This is a genomic window from Motilimonas pumila (assembly GCF_003596335.1).
Lineage (GTDB): Bacteria > Pseudomonadota > Gammaproteobacteria > Enterobacterales > CBDFNC01 > Motilimonas > Motilimonas pumila.
This window is the reverse complement of record NZ_QZCH01000001.1, coordinates 382,495-397,690: the sequence shown is the minus strand read 5'-3', so window position 1 is coordinate 397,690 and position 15,196 is coordinate 382,495. Positions and strand designations below refer to the sequence as shown.

Annotated in this window: 16 protein-coding genes and 1 tRNA gene; 11 read left to right on the top strand and 6 right to left on the bottom strand. The window is 45.3% G+C overall.

Going from position 1 to position 15,196, the window contains the following annotated elements:
* Positions 1–186: 186 nt before the first annotated feature.
* Positions 187–375, top strand: coding sequence for a restriction endonuclease subunit S domain-containing protein (locus D1Z90_RS01830; RefSeq protein WP_119909018.1), 189 nt, complete (start codon positions 187–189; stop codon positions 373–375).
* A gap of 124 nt (positions 376–499) precedes the next feature.
* Here the strand turns inward: D1Z90_RS01830 and D1Z90_RS01825 are convergent, their stop codons facing one another.
* The gene (locus tag D1Z90_RS01825) at positions 500–1,672 is read right to left on the bottom strand and encodes a phosphoglycerate dehydrogenase (protein WP_119909017.1); all 1,173 of its coding nucleotides are present in this window, start codon (positions 1,670–1,672) and stop codon (positions 500–502) included.
* Between the two features lie 130 nt (positions 1,673–1,802).
* Positions 1,803–2,915 carry a phosphoserine transaminase gene (locus D1Z90_RS01820; protein WP_119909016.1) on the bottom strand — a complete coding sequence of 371 codons (1,113 nt, stop codon included), beginning with the start codon at positions 2,913–2,915 and terminating at the stop codon, positions 1,803–1,805.
* Positions 2,916–3,139: 224 nt separating this feature from the next.
* On the opposite strand from D1Z90_RS01820, the gene D1Z90_RS01815 reads away from it, so the two are divergent.
* From D1Z90_RS01815 to D1Z90_RS01780, 8 genes are all read left to right on the top strand, one after another.
* A tRNA-Trp gene (locus D1Z90_RS01815) sits at positions 3,140–3,216 on the top strand.
* Positions 3,217–3,286: 70 nt separating this feature from the next.
* Positions 3,287–3,697 carry a DNA polymerase III subunit psi gene (locus tag D1Z90_RS01810; RefSeq protein ID WP_119909015.1) on the top strand — a complete coding sequence of 137 codons (411 nt, stop codon included), beginning with the start codon at positions 3,287–3,289 and terminating at the stop codon, positions 3,695–3,697.
* 107 nt (positions 3,698–3,804) lie between these two features.
* On the top strand, positions 3,805–4,302 hold the full coding sequence (rimI, locus tag D1Z90_RS01805) for a ribosomal protein S18-alanine N-acetyltransferase (protein ID WP_232525178.1): 498 nt from the start codon (positions 3,805–3,807) through the stop codon (positions 4,300–4,302).
* A 4-nt stretch (positions 4,303–4,306) separates the two neighbouring features.
* Positions 4,307–5,227, top strand: a complete 921-nt coding sequence (locus D1Z90_RS01800; RefSeq protein ID WP_119909014.1) for a M23 family metallopeptidase — start codon at positions 4,307–4,309, stop codon at positions 5,225–5,227.
* Positions 5,228–5,267: 40 nt separating this feature from the next.
* Entirely contained in the window at positions 5,268–5,999 is a 732-nt protein-coding gene (locus tag D1Z90_RS01795) for an RNA methyltransferase (protein WP_119909013.1), read from the top strand.
* A gap of 265 nt (positions 6,000–6,264) precedes the next feature.
* Positions 6,265–7,383 carry an AI-2E family transporter gene (locus tag D1Z90_RS01790; protein WP_198419018.1) on the top strand — a complete coding sequence of 373 codons (1,119 nt, stop codon included), beginning with the start codon at positions 6,265–6,267 and terminating at the stop codon, positions 7,381–7,383.
* Between the two features lie 74 nt (positions 7,384–7,457).
* Entirely contained in the window at positions 7,458–8,540 is a 1,083-nt protein-coding gene (locus D1Z90_RS01785) for an HlyD family secretion protein (RefSeq protein ID WP_119909012.1), read from the top strand.
* A gap of 11 nt (positions 8,541–8,551) precedes the next feature.
* Complete coding sequence (locus D1Z90_RS01780) at positions 8,552–9,589, top strand: DUF2955 domain-containing protein (protein WP_119909011.1); 1,038 nt, start codon at positions 8,552–8,554, stop codon at positions 9,587–9,589.
* Here the strand turns inward: D1Z90_RS01780 and D1Z90_RS01775 are convergent.
* The 4 genes from D1Z90_RS01775 to D1Z90_RS01760 form a co-directional block, all read right to left on the bottom strand.
* The gene (locus D1Z90_RS01775) at positions 9,586–10,152 is read right to left on the bottom strand and encodes a DUF922 domain-containing protein (RefSeq protein WP_119909010.1); all 567 of its coding nucleotides are present in this window, start codon (positions 10,150–10,152) and stop codon (positions 9,586–9,588) included. The genes D1Z90_RS01780 and D1Z90_RS01775 overlap by 4 nt on opposite strands.
* 289 nt (positions 10,153–10,441) lie before the next feature.
* Positions 10,442–11,197 (bottom strand): spermidine synthase, encoded by a 756-nt coding sequence (locus D1Z90_RS01770; RefSeq protein ID WP_119909009.1) that lies wholly within the window; start codon positions 11,195–11,197, stop codon positions 10,442–10,444.
* A 39-nt stretch (positions 11,198–11,236) separates the two neighbouring features.
* A complete protein-coding gene (gene mtgA / locus D1Z90_RS01765) occupies positions 11,237–11,941 on the bottom strand; it encodes a monofunctional biosynthetic peptidoglycan transglycosylase (RefSeq protein WP_119909008.1) in 705 nt (234 codons plus the stop codon).
* Between the two features lie 102 nt (positions 11,942–12,043).
* The gene (locus tag D1Z90_RS01760) at positions 12,044–12,838 is read right to left on the bottom strand and encodes an HAD family hydrolase (protein WP_119909007.1); all 795 of its coding nucleotides are present in this window, start codon (positions 12,836–12,838) and stop codon (positions 12,044–12,046) included.
* 248 nt (positions 12,839–13,086) lie between these two features.
* Between D1Z90_RS01760 and D1Z90_RS01755 the strand changes: the two genes are divergently transcribed.
* The gene (locus D1Z90_RS01755) at positions 13,087–13,623 is read left to right on the top strand and encodes a YaeQ family protein (RefSeq protein WP_119909006.1); all 537 of its coding nucleotides are present in this window, start codon (positions 13,087–13,089) and stop codon (positions 13,621–13,623) included.
* A gap of 107 nt (positions 13,624–13,730) precedes the next feature.
* A complete protein-coding gene (locus tag D1Z90_RS01750; protein ID WP_119909005.1) occupies positions 13,731–15,191 on the top strand; it encodes an SLC13 family permease in 1,461 nt (486 codons plus the stop codon).
* Positions 15,192–15,196: the final 5 nt, after the last annotated feature.

The window sequence follows — 15,196 nt, the reverse complement described above, 5'->3', positions numbered from 1 at the left end:
TTGCAGGCCTTTTTTGTGCCCCGAAGTTAAGTATTTACAAGCCGTATTGAAGACACGACTGAAGTGAGTTTGTTGTTTAAGCATGAGCATCCGCTAAACTCCTCTCAATTTGCATGGCTAGCGAGAAACGTCAACTGAGCGTATGATATACGTCATATTAGCGATTATTCATTCTAGGAGTTATTAATGAGCGAATTAGATGAAATGCTGTCTCAAGTGGAGCCAGAAAGTGAAAGTGATGTGCCATTGCCGTCTTTGGAAGAGCAGAAAGCGATTGCTGCCAAATTGAAAGAGTTAGAAGAAAAAGGGGAGCTGACCCCTGAAGTACTGGCGCAATACTTTGCTCAGTTTGAAGAAAAGAAGAAAGCGCATTAAGTCAGTTTTAACACTCTTCTTTGCTTCAGCCAGCAACTAAATCACCATCGAGCGGCCACCCATGTAGGTGGCCGTTGCTTTTTAAGCCTTGCTAGTGCGGTGGGCGCTAGGGAGTCGACCTAAGCTATGATAGCTGGCGCACTTGTGTAACATGTTCGAGTTGTTCTATTTGTTGTAACGTCTCATCTGTTAATGCTTGTTCTGTGTCTAAGATGTTATACGCTACTTCGTTACGGCTCTTGTTGAGCATATCAATGACGTTCACGTTCACTTTGGCTAAGATAGACAATACTTCCCCTAAAACACCCGGCACATTGTGGTTAATAAACGTCAGTCTGTATTGGGTTGTACGCTCTAAGGCTATGTCAGGCATGTTAACCGAGTGCTTAATGTTTCCGTTTTCTAAAAAGTCTTTTAACTGTGCAACGGCCATGTCTGCACAATTTGCTTCCGCTTCCCGGGTGCTAGCACCCAGGTGGGGCATCATGGTGACTTTGGGGTGGTTAATGAGATTAACGTCAGGGAAATCGCACAAGTATTGTTGCAGCACTTGATGCTCTAATGCCGTCAGCACAGCATCGCTGTCGACAATTTCAGAGCGGGAAAAGTTAAGTAAGCAAGCTCCAGGTTTCATTTTGCTGAGGTTATCACTGTTAATCAGGTTTTCTGTTTGTGGTAAGAAGGGCACGTGCAGTGTGACGTAATCACAACGTTTTAACAGGGCGTTAATGTTCTCCATTTTTTCGACGCTGGCAGGTAAGCGCCACGCAGCTTCGACAGAGATTGCGGGGTCATAACCAACCACTTTCATACCCAAAGCTATAGCATCGCTAGCCACCAAAGCGCCAATCGCGCCAAGACCTATTACCCCTAAGGTTTTACCTTTAATTTCACAGCCTTTAAATTGCTTTTTTTGCTGCTCGAGTAATACCGACAAAGCTTGGTTATCGTTACTTTGAGCTTGCTGCTGGCTATAGTCAATGCCTTGCACTATGCCGCGACTTGCCAGTAGCAAGGCACAAATGACCAACTCTTTTACCGCGTTAGCATTGGCGCCTGGGGTGTTAAACACCACGATACCTTGTTCACTGCAGCGGTTCACTGGAATGTTATTCACTCCTGCACCAGCACGTGCTATGGCTTTGACGCTTGGTTCGAATTGTTTTGTGTGTAACGAGTGGCTGCGCAGCAATACTGCGTCGGCAGCGGGTAGCTCTGCTTCAACTTGATAGCTTTGTTGATCAAACTGGCTTAAGCCACTGGTTGCAATGGTATTATGCGTTCTAATTTTAAACATTCACCCTCCTGGTAAACGGTACTTGCTAAAGGCTCCTGTTATAAAACTAGTGGAAAAAAAAATAGCAGCCCGATGGGCTGCTATTTTTGTGATAACCAACGTCATTATGAAAGTAATGCCTTGAAAGCTACTATTGCACTTGTGCCCAAGCCCAGCTTAACCAAGGCAATAATGCCGTTAAGTCACTGGCTTCTACCGTACTGCCACACCAAATACGCAAGCCCGCAGGAGCATCACGATAAGCACCTATATCGTAAGCAACGTTTTGCTCGGCTAACAAACGGATAACTCGTTTAACCTGATCTTCGCTTGCTTTCAGGGTTAAACACACGCTGGTATTGGAAACTGTAGTCTTATCTTTGGCTAGAAAATCAATCCAATCATTGTCTGCCACAAATTGTGATAGCACGGCCAGATTTGCTGCTGATTTAGCAATTGCAGCTTTACAGCCGCCAATTGAGGCTACCCAGTCTAGGGCATCTTGATAATCAGCCACACACAGCATCGACGGGGTATTAATGGTCGCGCCACTGAAGATCCCCTCAATTAACTTACCGCCTTTTGTTAGACGAAAGATCTTTGGCATGGGCCAGCTTGGTTGGTAGCTCTCTAGTCGTTCAACTGCGCGAGGGCTTAGGATAATGACGCCATGCGCGCCTTCACCGCCAAGTACTTTTTGCCAGCTAAAGGTAATGACATCGAGTTTCTCCCACGGCATTTCCATTGCGAACACCGCCGAGGTCGCGTCACAAATAGTAAGGCCTTTTCGATCATCTTTGATCCAATCGCCATTAGGCACTTTGACACCCGAGGTGGTGCCATTCCATGTAAAGACAACGTCGTTATCTTGGTTGATAGCGTTAAGGTTTGGCAGTTCGCCGTAGTCCGCAAGGTGTGAGTTAACCTGTTCTAATTTTAATTGCTTGGTGATGTCGGTAAACCATTCTTGGCCAAATGACTCCCACGCTGCGATGTCAACAGGGCGTTGGCCTAACATTGACCACATGATCATTTCCATCGCGCCAGTGTCCGAACCTGGCACTATGCCCACTCGATAGCCTTCAGGTAGCCCTAGTAACGAGGCTGTGTCATCAATGGCTTTCTTAAGCGCATTTTTACCGACAGCTGCACGATGAGAGCGGCCTAAGGTGCGAGTATCTAACTTGGCTAAGTCATAACCAGGTCTTTTGCTGCATGGCCCCGAGGAAAAGTTGGGGTTAATGGGTTTGTTAGCTGGCGTCATGTGTTCCCTTTTAATCATGAAATAAAAATATCGGGTTTATCTTAGCGTATTTTTGATTTCTGCAAAATAAACAGAAAGATATCAAGCCACAGAGCAGTGGACTTTTAAGTGATCTGGATCATGAAAAAAGCGGTGGTCGGTTAATATCTCAGCAGTTAAACATTATTTCTCATAAAAGGCTTTACCTTTGAAAAACATTTGCTATTATTCGCCTCGCTTTCAGCAGGGGTGTAGTTCCAATTGGTAGAACGGCGGTCTCCAAAACCGACGGTTGGGGGTTCGAGTCCCTCCACCCCTGCCATTTTCTCTTCTAGCTTTCGTGCTGGCAGCATCAATTTCTGATATCCTTTCTTTATTTGATTTATTTTTCCATGCAACATTTGCACAATAATTATCTCTATGAAATGGGCATCACACCTTGGCAATTACGACAAGGCGATATGATACAGCAACAAGCACAGCCGCCAATTGCTTCATTCATGCCTGATTTAACGAACGTTGCATTATTAGTCGTTCGTCCAGAGTCTATGCCGGCTTCGACTTTATTTCATAGCATCTTGAAAGCCATGCATCTTCAACCCAATCAGTGCCAGTCGCTTACGGTTGAGCAGTTTGAGCAGCTTACCTGTCCGTTGCCAAAACTATTATGGGCCATCGATTGCCAACTGCCGGAATTGCCTGGCCATCATGTGATTACTAGCCCGTCATTGTCCGCTTTGGCCAATGATGGCGCAGCAAAAAAGCACCTGTGGCAGCAAATATGCCAGCAAAGCAAATTGTGACATGCGGCGCCTTCGTTCATCCAAGATGATAAAGACGCTTGAGCGTTACTATCGGGAATAGCTGTTTGCCGGAGTAAGGCGGTCATGGAAAAGGTTAAAAAGGCGAAATGACGAACGTAAATCTATACAAAGATGCTCCCACTTGGCCTGATGGCTATGTTACTAATACTATGTGTTTGGACGACATTGCTAAAGTGCACCAAGTGGAACGCTTGTGTCACAGCCACCCTTGGAGTGTGAAACTATTTGCCAGTAATTTTGGCCAGCGATATTTTAATTCTGTGATCACTTACCAAGAGCAAATCGTAGGCTATATGGTTGCCAGTGAAGCGGGCGGTGAAGTCACTTTATTGAACATTGCTGTACACCCTGAGCATCAGGGCAAGGGGCTCGGTAAACGTTTGCTTGAGTTATTGAAGCAGCAAGCTAGCCATAAGCAATGTGACGAAATTTGGTTAGAAGTCAGGGTGAGCAACCGAGTTGCGATAACCGCATATTTAGGGGGCGGCTTTGTGGAAGTTGATCGCCGCAAAGGCTATTACCCAAGCGCTGATGGCCGAGAAGATGCGGTGATCATGTGTTGTTACTTAGACAAGGAAGTGTAATACAGTGAAAGCGTCCGTGTTGGTTATTCTATTAAGTCTATGTTTCTCCCAAGCTTGGGCCGCAAGAGATATTTATAAATACCAAGACGAAAACGGTAACTGGGTGTTCTCAGGTACAGAGCCTACTGCACAAGAAAACGTCATGGTTGACACCGTGGCTGAAGAAAAGGTGGAGCCTGTTCGTATCATCCATCAAGCCGATCATCAAAAAGCGCAGATTTATGGCGTCAACAATTATCATATTCCTGTTACCGTTAGCATTGATTTTCCAAAGCAGAAAAATGTGCGCTTTTCAGAGCCTGTGCCGGCTTTTTTACCACTGCCTCCCAACAGTCGTGAGCCTCTTTTTACCATTTCGGCTAAAAATGTCGGGCCTTGGCAGTTTCAAATAAAATACCAATACACCCCTGGAGAGTTAGACCCTAATTACGACAAAGACTTTCCTTACATAGTGCCTTTCGGCGGTGAAAAAGCGTACCGTATTTCGCAAAGTTTCAATGGTACTTTTAGTCATCAAGACAGTTACAGTCAGTACGCGATTGACATTCCAATGCCTGAAGGTACCCCGATTCTTGCGGCAAGAGGTGGGGTAGTGGTTGAAGTGGTGGAAAATAATCAAGGCGCCGCCATTGCCGATTTCGCTCAAACAAAGGCCAACATTGTACGCATTGCTCATGATGACGGCTCAATGGCGGTATATGCCCATTTGCAAAAGCTTTCAGCCAAAGTCCGAGTGGGCCAAAAAGTCAGCCAAGGTCAACACATCGCCTCTTCTGGTAATACCGGCTTCAGTACTGGCCCTCATTTGCACTTTGCAGTGCAGGTCAATGAGAGCAATGTTTTGACCTCTGTTCCTTTTGTATTACGCACTGAAAAAGGTGTTGTTTCTCCGGAGTCGGGTTTAACCTTACGCAGTGGTGTATAATGCTCGCGTTTGATATCTATACCATAAGGACCCGATCGCGATGATTTCTAAAAATCAGTTAAAACTGATTAATTCTCTGGCCCAAAAAAAATATCGCCGCAAACATAATTTATTTTTGGTGCAAGGTGAAAAGAACGTATTGGAATTATTGCAATCGAGCTTTGAGTTGCACCAACTTTTCGCTACCGAGGATTTTTATCAGCGTCACAGTCAAGCCCTTAAACACCAACACTGTGTGATTACCACCTCTGAATTCTTGCAAAAAGCAGGGACATTACAAAGTAACGATAGCGTGTTGGCGTTAGTGAAATCTCCTGATGCAACAGCGCCGACTATTTCTGGTAGCGAGTTGACGTTAGTATTAGATGGGGTGTCTGATCCCGGCAATTTAGGCACCATAATCCGCCTAGCTGATTGGTACGGTATTAAGCAAGTAATTGCCAGTGAGGATTGTGCCGATTGCTTTAATCCGAAAGTGATTAGCGCCAGCATGGGATCATTTGCCAGAGTGCATATTCACTACACAGGACTTGCTGAATTTCTCAGTTTACAGTCAATGCCTGTGTACGGCGCTTTTCTTGAAGGGGAAAATCTTCACTGCGCTGAACTAAGCCCGCAAGGCTTTATTGTGTTAGGCAGCGAGTCCCATGGTATTCGACCTGAAGTAGCCCGGTATGTGAATCGCAAAATTACCATTCCAAACTTTGGCCAAGCTGAATCTTTAAATGTAGCAATGGCCGGCGCCATTATTTTGGATAACTTTAAGCGTTAACCGCTCCTCATCATTGCTATTTTGACAAATAGTCAGCAAGGCTTGCTGACTATTTAAACGCTGCCCCTGAAATGACGTCACCTATTCAGTGCATCACCATCTTGTTAGCCCCCCAGCCAACCTTTCACTGGGTGATTTATTTTGTGCTACTTTTAACTGAGCTTGCTAACTATAACCTTATGAGCTTAGAGTAGTTTTTAACTATTAAGTGTCATTTAAGTTGGCTACTATAACGCCGGACTCGGTTTAACTAAGGAAGACTAAATTGAATAATAACGAAGAGTTAGAAAAGGTATTAACCAAAGCCTTTACCACTTCCCTGATTCGTTTTTCTACTATCTCTTTTATGGTGCTGGTATGTTGTTGGGCGTTTTTACCATTCTTACCCATCTTATTGTGGGCCTTAGTGTTAGCGATAGCGCTGTATCCTGTACGGTTATTCTTACAAGCAAAAACGGGCCTTTCTTCTGCCCGCGCTTCCACCCTTATTGCTTTATTGGGAGTCCTTCTGTTAGGCGTGCCGACGGCCATGGTAGGAAACTCTTTTGCCATTAATATTATGGAAGGTTACGAAGTGTATCAGTCGGGTAAACTCGTGATACCTGAGCCTGTAGAGTCGGTAAAAGATTGGCCATTGATTGGCAGTAATGTGTATTCATTATGGCAAGAGGCTACCCGAGACTTAGCTAGCTTTATCGAAGCGAGGCAGCTTCAAGTTAAGGGGCTGCTAGGGTGGTTTGTTGATGCTGCTAGCGGCGCGGCGAAAAGTGTCTTCTTGTTGATTGGTGCCATCATTATTGCGGGTATTATGTTGGCATGGGCCCAGCCTGCGACAGACTCTATCCGCAAAATATTCATCAGCTTCACCAGTGAAAAAAGCGGTGCTGAATTGCATACCCTTACCACTGCGACTATTCGTCAGGTTGCCATTGGCATTATCGGTATTGCATTTCTTACCGCTGCTGTTTTTGGCGTAACGGTCAGCCTGTCTGGCGTACCCGCGGCGCCTTTGTTAACCATTATCGCTTTGATCTTTGCTATCTGTCAGGTGCCAGTCACGATTGTTGCTTTGGTAGCGGCAGCGCTTCTTTGGTCTGGTGAGGCTTCAGCGGTGCACAATACGATTTTTACCATTTTAATGATTGCTGCTAGCTTAATTGATAACTTCTTAAAGCCATTGGTTTTAGGTCGTGGTTTGGAAGTCCCGATGCCGGTGGTATTAATTGGTGCCCTTGGTGGCATGATGTCTGGCGGAATCTTAGGCATGTTTATTGGCGCTGCATTTTTGTCTGCCGGCTATCAGGTGTTTATGGCCTGGGTGGAGGGCGCTTTCGACGATGCCGTCAGCCAAGCTGAAAAAGTATCCAGTGACAGTGCAGATTAATTTTTCTTGGTAGATGCTGTTTTGGTTCACTGTTTCATGATTTAAAGGGATGCTTTTTAGTGATTAACTAGCTTATGGATAAATTTGTTCGAGTTACTTTTTGTTTAGCTCTTATTGTGTTTGTTTGGTACGTAGTGGCAGACCGAGTCACGCCTTTTACTACTAATGCCAGGGTTAAGGCTGTGGTAACTCCGATTGTGCCGCAAGTGTCAGGCATGGTGACAGAAGTTCAAGCTGTTAACGCCAAAGGTGTGGTTGCGGGTGCCAAGCTTGCGCAAATTGATCCTCGTCCTTATGAACTGATACTTGCAAAGCGCAAAGCGCAAAGCGCAAAGCGCAAAGCAGAGTTAGAAGCGGCAACCCAAGAAGTGGGAGCCGGCTCTTCAGAAGTTGAACAGGCGCAAGCTGAATTGATTCGGTCACAAGCCAGTCTTGATAATATCAAGGTACAAACGGCCCGTTGGCTGGCGTTAGAGCAAAAAAGGTTAATACCTAAAGCCAAGGCAGACGAGGCCAGAGCAGCGTTACGGGATGCACAAAGTGGTGTTGAGGTGGCGCAAGCTGAATTTGACAGCGCGAAGCAACGGCTAGGTAACGAAGGTCAAGATAACCCTAAAATAAAGTCAGCGCTGGCTAATCTGGCAGAGGCTGAGTTGAATTTAACCTTCACTCAGCTCCTTGCGCCAGCTGATGGTGGCGTGGTTAACCTGTTAATCGCCCCTGGCGCGCAAGCTCAGCCAGGTAAAACCTTAATGACATTTATCGATGGTAGAGACATCAGGGTAGAAGCTTATATGACCGAGAATAATCTTGGTCGAATTAACGTGGGCGATAAAGTTGATTTGGTATTAGATACTCACCCTGGGCGAGTGTTTGTGGGGGAAGTTGAGTCAGTGGTTTCCGCCGCTTTTCATGATAGTAATGGGGCTGATGGCTTACCGAATCCCCAGCCTGCCACAACGTGGTTACGTGACCCGCAGCGCTTTCCTGTGTGCATTGTATTACCCGATTTTCGCTCTGCTGATGCTAGCGATGACGTGAAGCTGTTTGTTAATGGTCAGGCTGATGTGATTATTTACACTGGCGATAGCAATGTGCTGAATATACTGGGTGCGGCCTATATTAGGGCTTTAGCTTACTTTAGTTACCTTTACTAAGGCGGCTCCTTTTGACTGTTAAAGACAGCAAGCGCAGCTCCTCTCTGCAGGCAAGACAGGGGACTTGGTTTGGCTTGCCTCATTATGGCTTAAGGGTTGCACTTACGCCTTGGTGCGTATTTGTGGCAGGTCTTTTGATTGATTGGAAGTTATCTTTCGTTGGCGCGGTATTCACCAGCTTGTTTGTTTTAAGCCCAAACCCCGTTCCTAAGCAGTATGCGATACGCTTAATTATCTCTTCCTATGTTTATATGCTTGGCGCCTGGTGCCTGTTTGCCGTCATAAAGCCATATTCTGGTGTCACTTTTTTGTTAGTGTTTGTCGCCGTATGCTTAAGCTATTACATCTTGGTGACGCGAAAGGACATTCTAACGGTGGTAATGGCGCTGTTAGGGGCATTGCTTATCCCTTTGCAAATGCGAAGTGATCCAGGTGTTGCTTGGGAGCTAGCGCTATGGTTACCACATAACTTGGTGATTGCCTGGCTGGTGAGCTGCTTGATGTTTAAACTTTTCCCCGGCGTTGCTCAACCTGAAGGCAGTGACAAAAAAGAGGAACCGGTATTTGACGCACAGCGGCGCTGGTTGAGACTGTCATTGGCTTTTCTTCCTTTTGTAGCCTTTGCGTTTATTACTGATAATGTGAATGCTTTTACGTTGACCTATTTAGCCGTGCAGGTAACCCAGTTTGCGGCCAGTCATAATCATGGCCCAAACATGATTAAAGAAGCGATGTTGGGAAATATTGCCGGTGGGGTTATGGCCGTTTGCTTGTATGAAATGACGGTAATAGCGCCTTTTTTACCGCTGGTTATTTTACTCTTGCTAGTGGCTTATGGGTCTTTATCTAAGAGCTTACTGTTAGGCAATACACTTGCTCCTACCTCGATGACGGCATTCACCGTAGTGTGCGGTGTGTCGTTTGGTCCGTTAATGAACGATGCGGAAGGCAAAATTTTGCTGCGAATTAGCGCGGCCATGGGGTATATATTTATCGCGATGGCAATACTAGACCGCTATTTACCTGATAAGCTTACCGCAAAAGTTTAGAAATGTACGCCCTGAGTAAAACCTAGGCGTGTAGTTTGATCGTATTCTTGGTGTTTCTGTTGGTACTCATCAATAACCGCTTGAGCCACTTCTTCTGCTTCAATATCTGCAGTTTCGCAATTTTCATAACGGGGCAATGTTAATACTTGTCGCTCTACTTCGTTGAGTGCGTCAATGGCGATCAGCTTATGACCGTCTAAATGTTCGAGTAACGCTTGGTAAAAGTCTTGCCAGCGACTTCTTAGTTCTTCTTCTGCATCAAATTCATTAAGCCAACGAGGCAGAGGGTATTCCATTTTTAGTTTGGTATGAATACGCTCGATTTTGCAACCCGCATCATCATTATGATAAACCAAGCTCCAACTAGGCTCCCAGTCGACGTCGGTATGAAAAATATTGTCGATGGCAAACTCAGGGTTTTGCTTACCGAGTTGATCGCGAATAGCTTCGATATTTAGACCGTAAAAGCCAAAATGGCGATAGCGAATAGTTAATTGAGGCTCAGCCCAACTTGCCCAAGGTAATAGTAATAATAAGGCGGCGCAAACGCGTAAACGGTGCATACTATTCCCCTTGTGTAAAATGATGTTCAGCCTGAAGTAGATTACAAGCCCATTGCTTGAAATATGCCTGAAAAAGGTATGTTTGTATATTATCGCAGATCAAAAGGTAAGAAAAAGGCCTCAAATGAGGCCTAAATATCTGACATGGTCAGAGTGTTTTCTATACGAGAGAGCTAAAATTGTTAGCTAAATTTGCTTGTTAGGTGCTGAGTCTATTAAGCAAGTTATAAGGTCAGACTGACCTTTTCGCTAAAGGTTCAAACTTTTTGATCTTTTTTCGCAATTTTTTTTATTCAACCAATTCAAGCTGATTTAAAGCACGGAAAAGGTCAATTTGTGTGCTTTGTTGTAAAGCATCCGCTTGTTGCTTGAGGTGTTTTTTATTGCCAAGGAAAGGCGTATTGGTCGCCAGGATAACCCAGTTTCCTGAACTCAATTCGCATTGCCATACTTGGCTGAATTTACGTCTTAGAAAAGGCAATAAGGCGGTGTGGGTTTGGTGTTCTAACCAGCAATTCAGTACCAGGCTGCCACCTTCTTTCAGGTGCATGCAGCAATCGTCGATAAATTCGGGCCTTAACTGGTACAAGTCGACGCCTTTAAAACCGTAAATATCGGCAAAAATGATATCCGTTTTTCTGTCCGGTTTTTGTGCTATGAAGTGATTGGCATTTTGCGGGATAAGCGTGATTTTTTTGCTGCTTGGCAGGCGAAAGAAACGTTTTGCTACCTCTATAACCAAGGGACGCAACTCTACCGCAGAGATGCGTACGCCTTTAATTGCATGATGTAATGCCGATACCAAACAGCCTGCACCAAGGCCAAGGACTAATGCCGACTTTGGCTTGACGAGTAATAATATTAAGCACATGGCTTGGATATATTCATGTTCAGGCAGAGCCGGGTGGTGCTTATTTTGGCGGCTTTGCTCATCGCCAGGGCCAAACGACAAATAACGGGTATCGCAGTGCTCGGTCACTATTACCGGGCCCCATTCATCTTGCTCGATAAACAGCAGTTTTTCGGCATTATTAAGGTTAGACAAACTTTGCTCCTAGAAAATAAAAGAATGCTGCGATATGTGCTAAGGCTTTGCTGCTGGAGTTAGTTGAGTGAGATAATTCATACTTAATTGTCGCATTTGTCGCTCTATCCATTGCACGCGCTGATGTTGATAAGCGCTAGGGTTTGCGACGTCAAACTTGTAGGGGTTTGGCAGTACGCTTGCCAGTTGCGCTGCTTGGCGTTGAGTCAACTTGCTGGCAGGCTGGTTAAAAAAGTGCTGACTGGCGGCTTCTACACCATACACTCCGGGACCAAATTCAACAATGTTGAGGTAAATTTCTAAGATCCTTGTTTTCGACCAGAGTTGTTCAATCCATAAGGTAAGCCAGATCTCAAGCGCTTTACGGACATAGCTGGGGCTTGCCCATAGGTATAAGTTTTTGACCGTTTGTTGGCTAATCGTACTGGCACCGCGAAACCGTTTACCACTGCGAATGTCGGCAAGGGCTTGTTGCATTGACTCAGTATCAATACCACGGTGTTGACTGAACTTTTGATCTTCTGCAGCAATGACAGCCAGTTGCATTGGGGCCGAAATCTCACTTAGGTTACGCCAGTGGTATGCACTTTGCTCTGGATAGGCGGGCGGGGGAGAAAACTCTCGCTGCAGTTGCCAGCTCCAGAAAATGGGGTTCATCCATTTGAGTGGTAAAGTGATAAGCAAGCTAAAGGCTAAACAGACGAGCAGTAGCTGCAAGCCAATACGCAGGGTCCATTTCAACATAATCGGTGAACTTAACAGGTTATAAAGCCACTATAGCGACTCGATAACGGAAAAAAAAGAGCGCCGCAGCGCTCTTCTCACATATAAGGTGTGATATACCGATTAGCTCAAGACCTTGGTCGTTAGGTAATTTGCTACGCCAAGTTGATGAGCATGGCCAATTATCTCGGCATTAGGCAACGCCGCTTTAACGGATTCAGCTGCATTTTCCATCACTTTAGGAAACTTCACAAAACGTAACATCTCAATGTCATTTTCGCCATCACCAAAAGCCACTACTTGCTGTTCATTGAGGCCTAAGTGCTGACATAATGCGTCCAAAGCACTGGCTTTTGATACCCCTGTTGGCATGAGTTCAAGGCAGTGAGGTAGCGAAAATAAGCAGTCGAGCTTACCAGCATACTTTTCGGTTAACTCTTGTTGCAAAGTCAGTAAGCCAGCGCGGTCACCCCATAGGAAAAATTTAATGGCTTGCATATTTTCAATTTCTTGAGGCGCCACAAGCTCACATTTAAAACCGGCTTTTTCGCTGTAAGCTTCTAGTTTGGGGTTGGTTTCTGTGGCAAACCAACGAGTGTCTGTGTACATGTTTAAAAACACCCCCGCAGGCATAGGGTGATGAACGATTTCTGAAGAAATCGCTATGTCGATGTAATCACTGGCAATAACAGTACCGCAAGGGGCCATTGCCATGCCGCCATTACTGCTGATCATGCCAATCGGGCGGTCAATTTTTTTTGCCAGGTCAGCGACATCGGTTTGATGACGGCCAGTGGCGATGGCGAAAGTTCGTCCTGAATCGTGTAGCTTCCTAATTGCAGCTATGGTCTCTTCGGCTAGAGAATGATCTTCTTGTAATAAGGTGCCATCGAGATCGCTAACAAACAGTGCAGGCATATATGCTCCAAAAACTACGGGAAAATAACCCCGCTATTTTATCTTTTATTTTTTCAATTATAAAGGTTAAAAATTCACCAAAGTAAATTCTGTTAGCGGTTGATTTTGTCAATAGGCTAAAATCTCATCATATCTGCGTTCACAAACACAGAGTGCAGTCATGAAGCCGTGGTTGAGGTTGACCTTATAGGGTGTATTGGCCTCAGTAAAAAATATGCTAGCATGGCTTTATTTTATAAGGCTTTACGATGGCTATTAGCGCCACAATTATTAAAACTCAATTGCAATTGGCAGACATGGATAACCATGTCTATCAAGATTTTAACCTTACCATCGCTCAACACCCTTCAGAAACCGCGCAGCGTCTAATGATTCGAATATTGGCATTTGCATTGAATGCCAGCGATCAACTGACGTTTACCAAAGGGCTGTGTGCCGATGACGAGCCTGAGTTATGGCGTCGCAGCCTGAGCGATGAAATTGAACTCTGGATTGAGTTGGGCACGCCGGACGAAAAGCGATTAAAAAAGGCCTGTTCAAAATCTCAGCAAGTCATTTTGTATACCTATGGAGGCGGCACTGCAGAGGTGTGGTGGTCGCAACAAGGCGCTAAGTTACAAAATATGGCCAAGTTGAGCGTTTATCAGTTACCACACGAGCAAACGCAAGCATTGGCTGAGCTATTACAAAAAAATATGGCGTTGCAGGTCTCTATTCAAGATGGTGAAGTGATGGTGAGCTCTGAATTGGGCGCGGTAGATATTTCTCCTTTGGCGCTCAAATAACCTCACTGTTTTGCCTAGGGACGAAATTAGACTTTAGTTTTACTTACTGTCTATTTTGGCAATTTTCGCCAATGCTATCTGTATTGTGATATTGATAGTAGACGTTTATGCCCCTTAGCACTTCCCAGCTTGCGACTGAACAATCTCGCTTAGCAGGGCTTTTACTTGGCCCTGTTGTTATGTGTTTGGTGGTGCTATTGCCGCCGCCTTTTACTGACTTGCCCGTTGCGGCTTGGCATGCCGCAGGGCTTGCCACTATGATGGCTATTTGGTGGGTCAGTGAAGCGGTGCCTATCCCAGTGACTTCATTCTTACCTTTGGTATTATCGCCATTATTGGGCATTGCGGATATCAAAACCGCAACGGCATCTTTTGCTCATCCGCTGATCTTTTTGTTTTTGGGTGGGTTTTTACTGTCATTAGCCATGGAAAAGTGGCACCTGCATAAGCGTATTGCCTTAACCGCAATGCTTGCGGTAGGCCATAAACCCAGCCATCAAATTGGTGGTTTAATGCTCATTACCGCATTTTTATCTATGTGGATGAGCAATACCGCTACCGCGGTGATGATGCTGCCTATTGGCTTATCCATTATTCACCTGGTGAGTAAAGACAAACCAGAGCAACCTTCTGATTTTGCTTGTGCTTTACTACTGGGGATAGCTTACTCGGCCAGCATAGGCGGTTTAGCAACGTTAATTGGGACGCCTCCGAATGCCTTATTAGCGGCGTACCTATCTGAGAATTATCACATCGAACTTGGCTTTGGTCAGTGGATGTTAGTGGGTCTTCCTTTAAGTGCTGTGATGTTGGTTATTTGCTGGTTTTGGTTAACAAAGGTGCATTATCGTTTGCCTAGCGAAGAGTGCCACGCCTCACGCAACTTACTAAGCCAACAGTTGACTCAATTAGGTCGCATGAGCAAAGGCGAAAAGTGGGTAGCTTGGGTTTTTATTGTTACGGCCATCAGTTGGGTAACACGGCCTTGGCTTGCAAAGTGGTCGGGTCTAGCGATCACCGATACGGGCATTGCCATGTTTGCTGCGACGTTATTGTTTGTTATCCCCGTGGATATTAAGCGCCATCAATTTGTGATGGACTGGCCTGCAGCCAAAGGTTTGCCTTGGGGAGTATTATTATTATTTGGCGGGGGACTAAGTTTAGCTGCGCAAATAAAAAGCTCAGGTTTAGCCAGCTTTATTGGCGATAATTTGAGTGCGGCACAAGGCTTTCCTTTGTTGTGGGTGATCGTTATCGTGACATGTGCAATCATTTTTTTAACCGAAATAACCAGTAATACTGCGACTGCGGCAGGCTTTTTACCCCTGCTCGGACCAATAGCTATTGCGATGGCAGAAAGTCCTGCATTGCTGACTATCCCAGCCGCTTTAGCGGCCAGCTGCGCTTTTATGATGCCAGTGGCCACACCGCCTAATAGTGTGGTGTTTGCTTCGGGTCAATTACAAATTAAAGACATGATTAAAGCCGGTTTTGCCCTTAACATTATCGCCATTATTCTTATTACCGTGATAAGTTATTATTTAGTGCCTTGGGTATTTCAATTGTAACGGAT

Excerpts from the sequence above, each read along its gene's own strand:
- D1Z90_RS01830 (WP_119909018.1), top strand. The coding sequence starts at position 187 with ATGAGCGAATTAGATGAAATGCTGTCTCAAGTGGAGCCAGAAAGTGAA.
- D1Z90_RS01825 (WP_119909017.1), bottom strand. The coding sequence starts at position 1,672 with ATGTTTAAAATTAGAACGCATAATACCATTGCAACCAGTGGCTTAAGC.
- D1Z90_RS01820 (WP_119909016.1), bottom strand. The coding sequence starts at position 2,915 with ATGACGCCAGCTAACAAACCCATTAACCCCAACTTTTCCTCGGGGCCA.
- D1Z90_RS01810 (WP_119909015.1), top strand. The coding sequence starts at position 3,287 with ATGCAACATTTGCACAATAATTATCTCTATGAAATGGGCATCACACCT.
- rimI (WP_232525178.1), top strand. The coding sequence starts at position 3,805 with ATGACGAACGTAAATCTATACAAAGATGCTCCCACTTGGCCTGATGGC.
- D1Z90_RS01795 (WP_119909013.1), top strand. The coding sequence starts at position 5,268 with ATGATTTCTAAAAATCAGTTAAAACTGATTAATTCTCTGGCCCAAAAA.
- D1Z90_RS01785 (WP_119909012.1), top strand. The coding sequence starts at position 7,458 with ATGGATAAATTTGTTCGAGTTACTTTTTGTTTAGCTCTTATTGTGTTT.
- D1Z90_RS01775 (WP_119909010.1), bottom strand. The coding sequence starts at position 10,152 with ATGCACCGTTTACGCGTTTGCGCCGCCTTATTATTACTATTACCTTGG.
- mtgA (WP_119909008.1), bottom strand. The coding sequence starts at position 11,941 with ATGTTGAAATGGACCCTGCGTATTGGCTTGCAGCTACTGCTCGTCTGT.
- D1Z90_RS01760 (WP_119909007.1), bottom strand. The coding sequence starts at position 12,838 with ATGCCTGCACTGTTTGTTAGCGATCTCGATGGCACCTTATTACAAGAA.
- D1Z90_RS01755 (WP_119909006.1), top strand. The coding sequence starts at position 13,087 with ATGGCTATTAGCGCCACAATTATTAAAACTCAATTGCAATTGGCAGAC.
- D1Z90_RS01750 (WP_119909005.1), top strand. The coding sequence starts at position 13,731 with ATGCCCCTTAGCACTTCCCAGCTTGCGACTGAACAATCTCGCTTAGCA.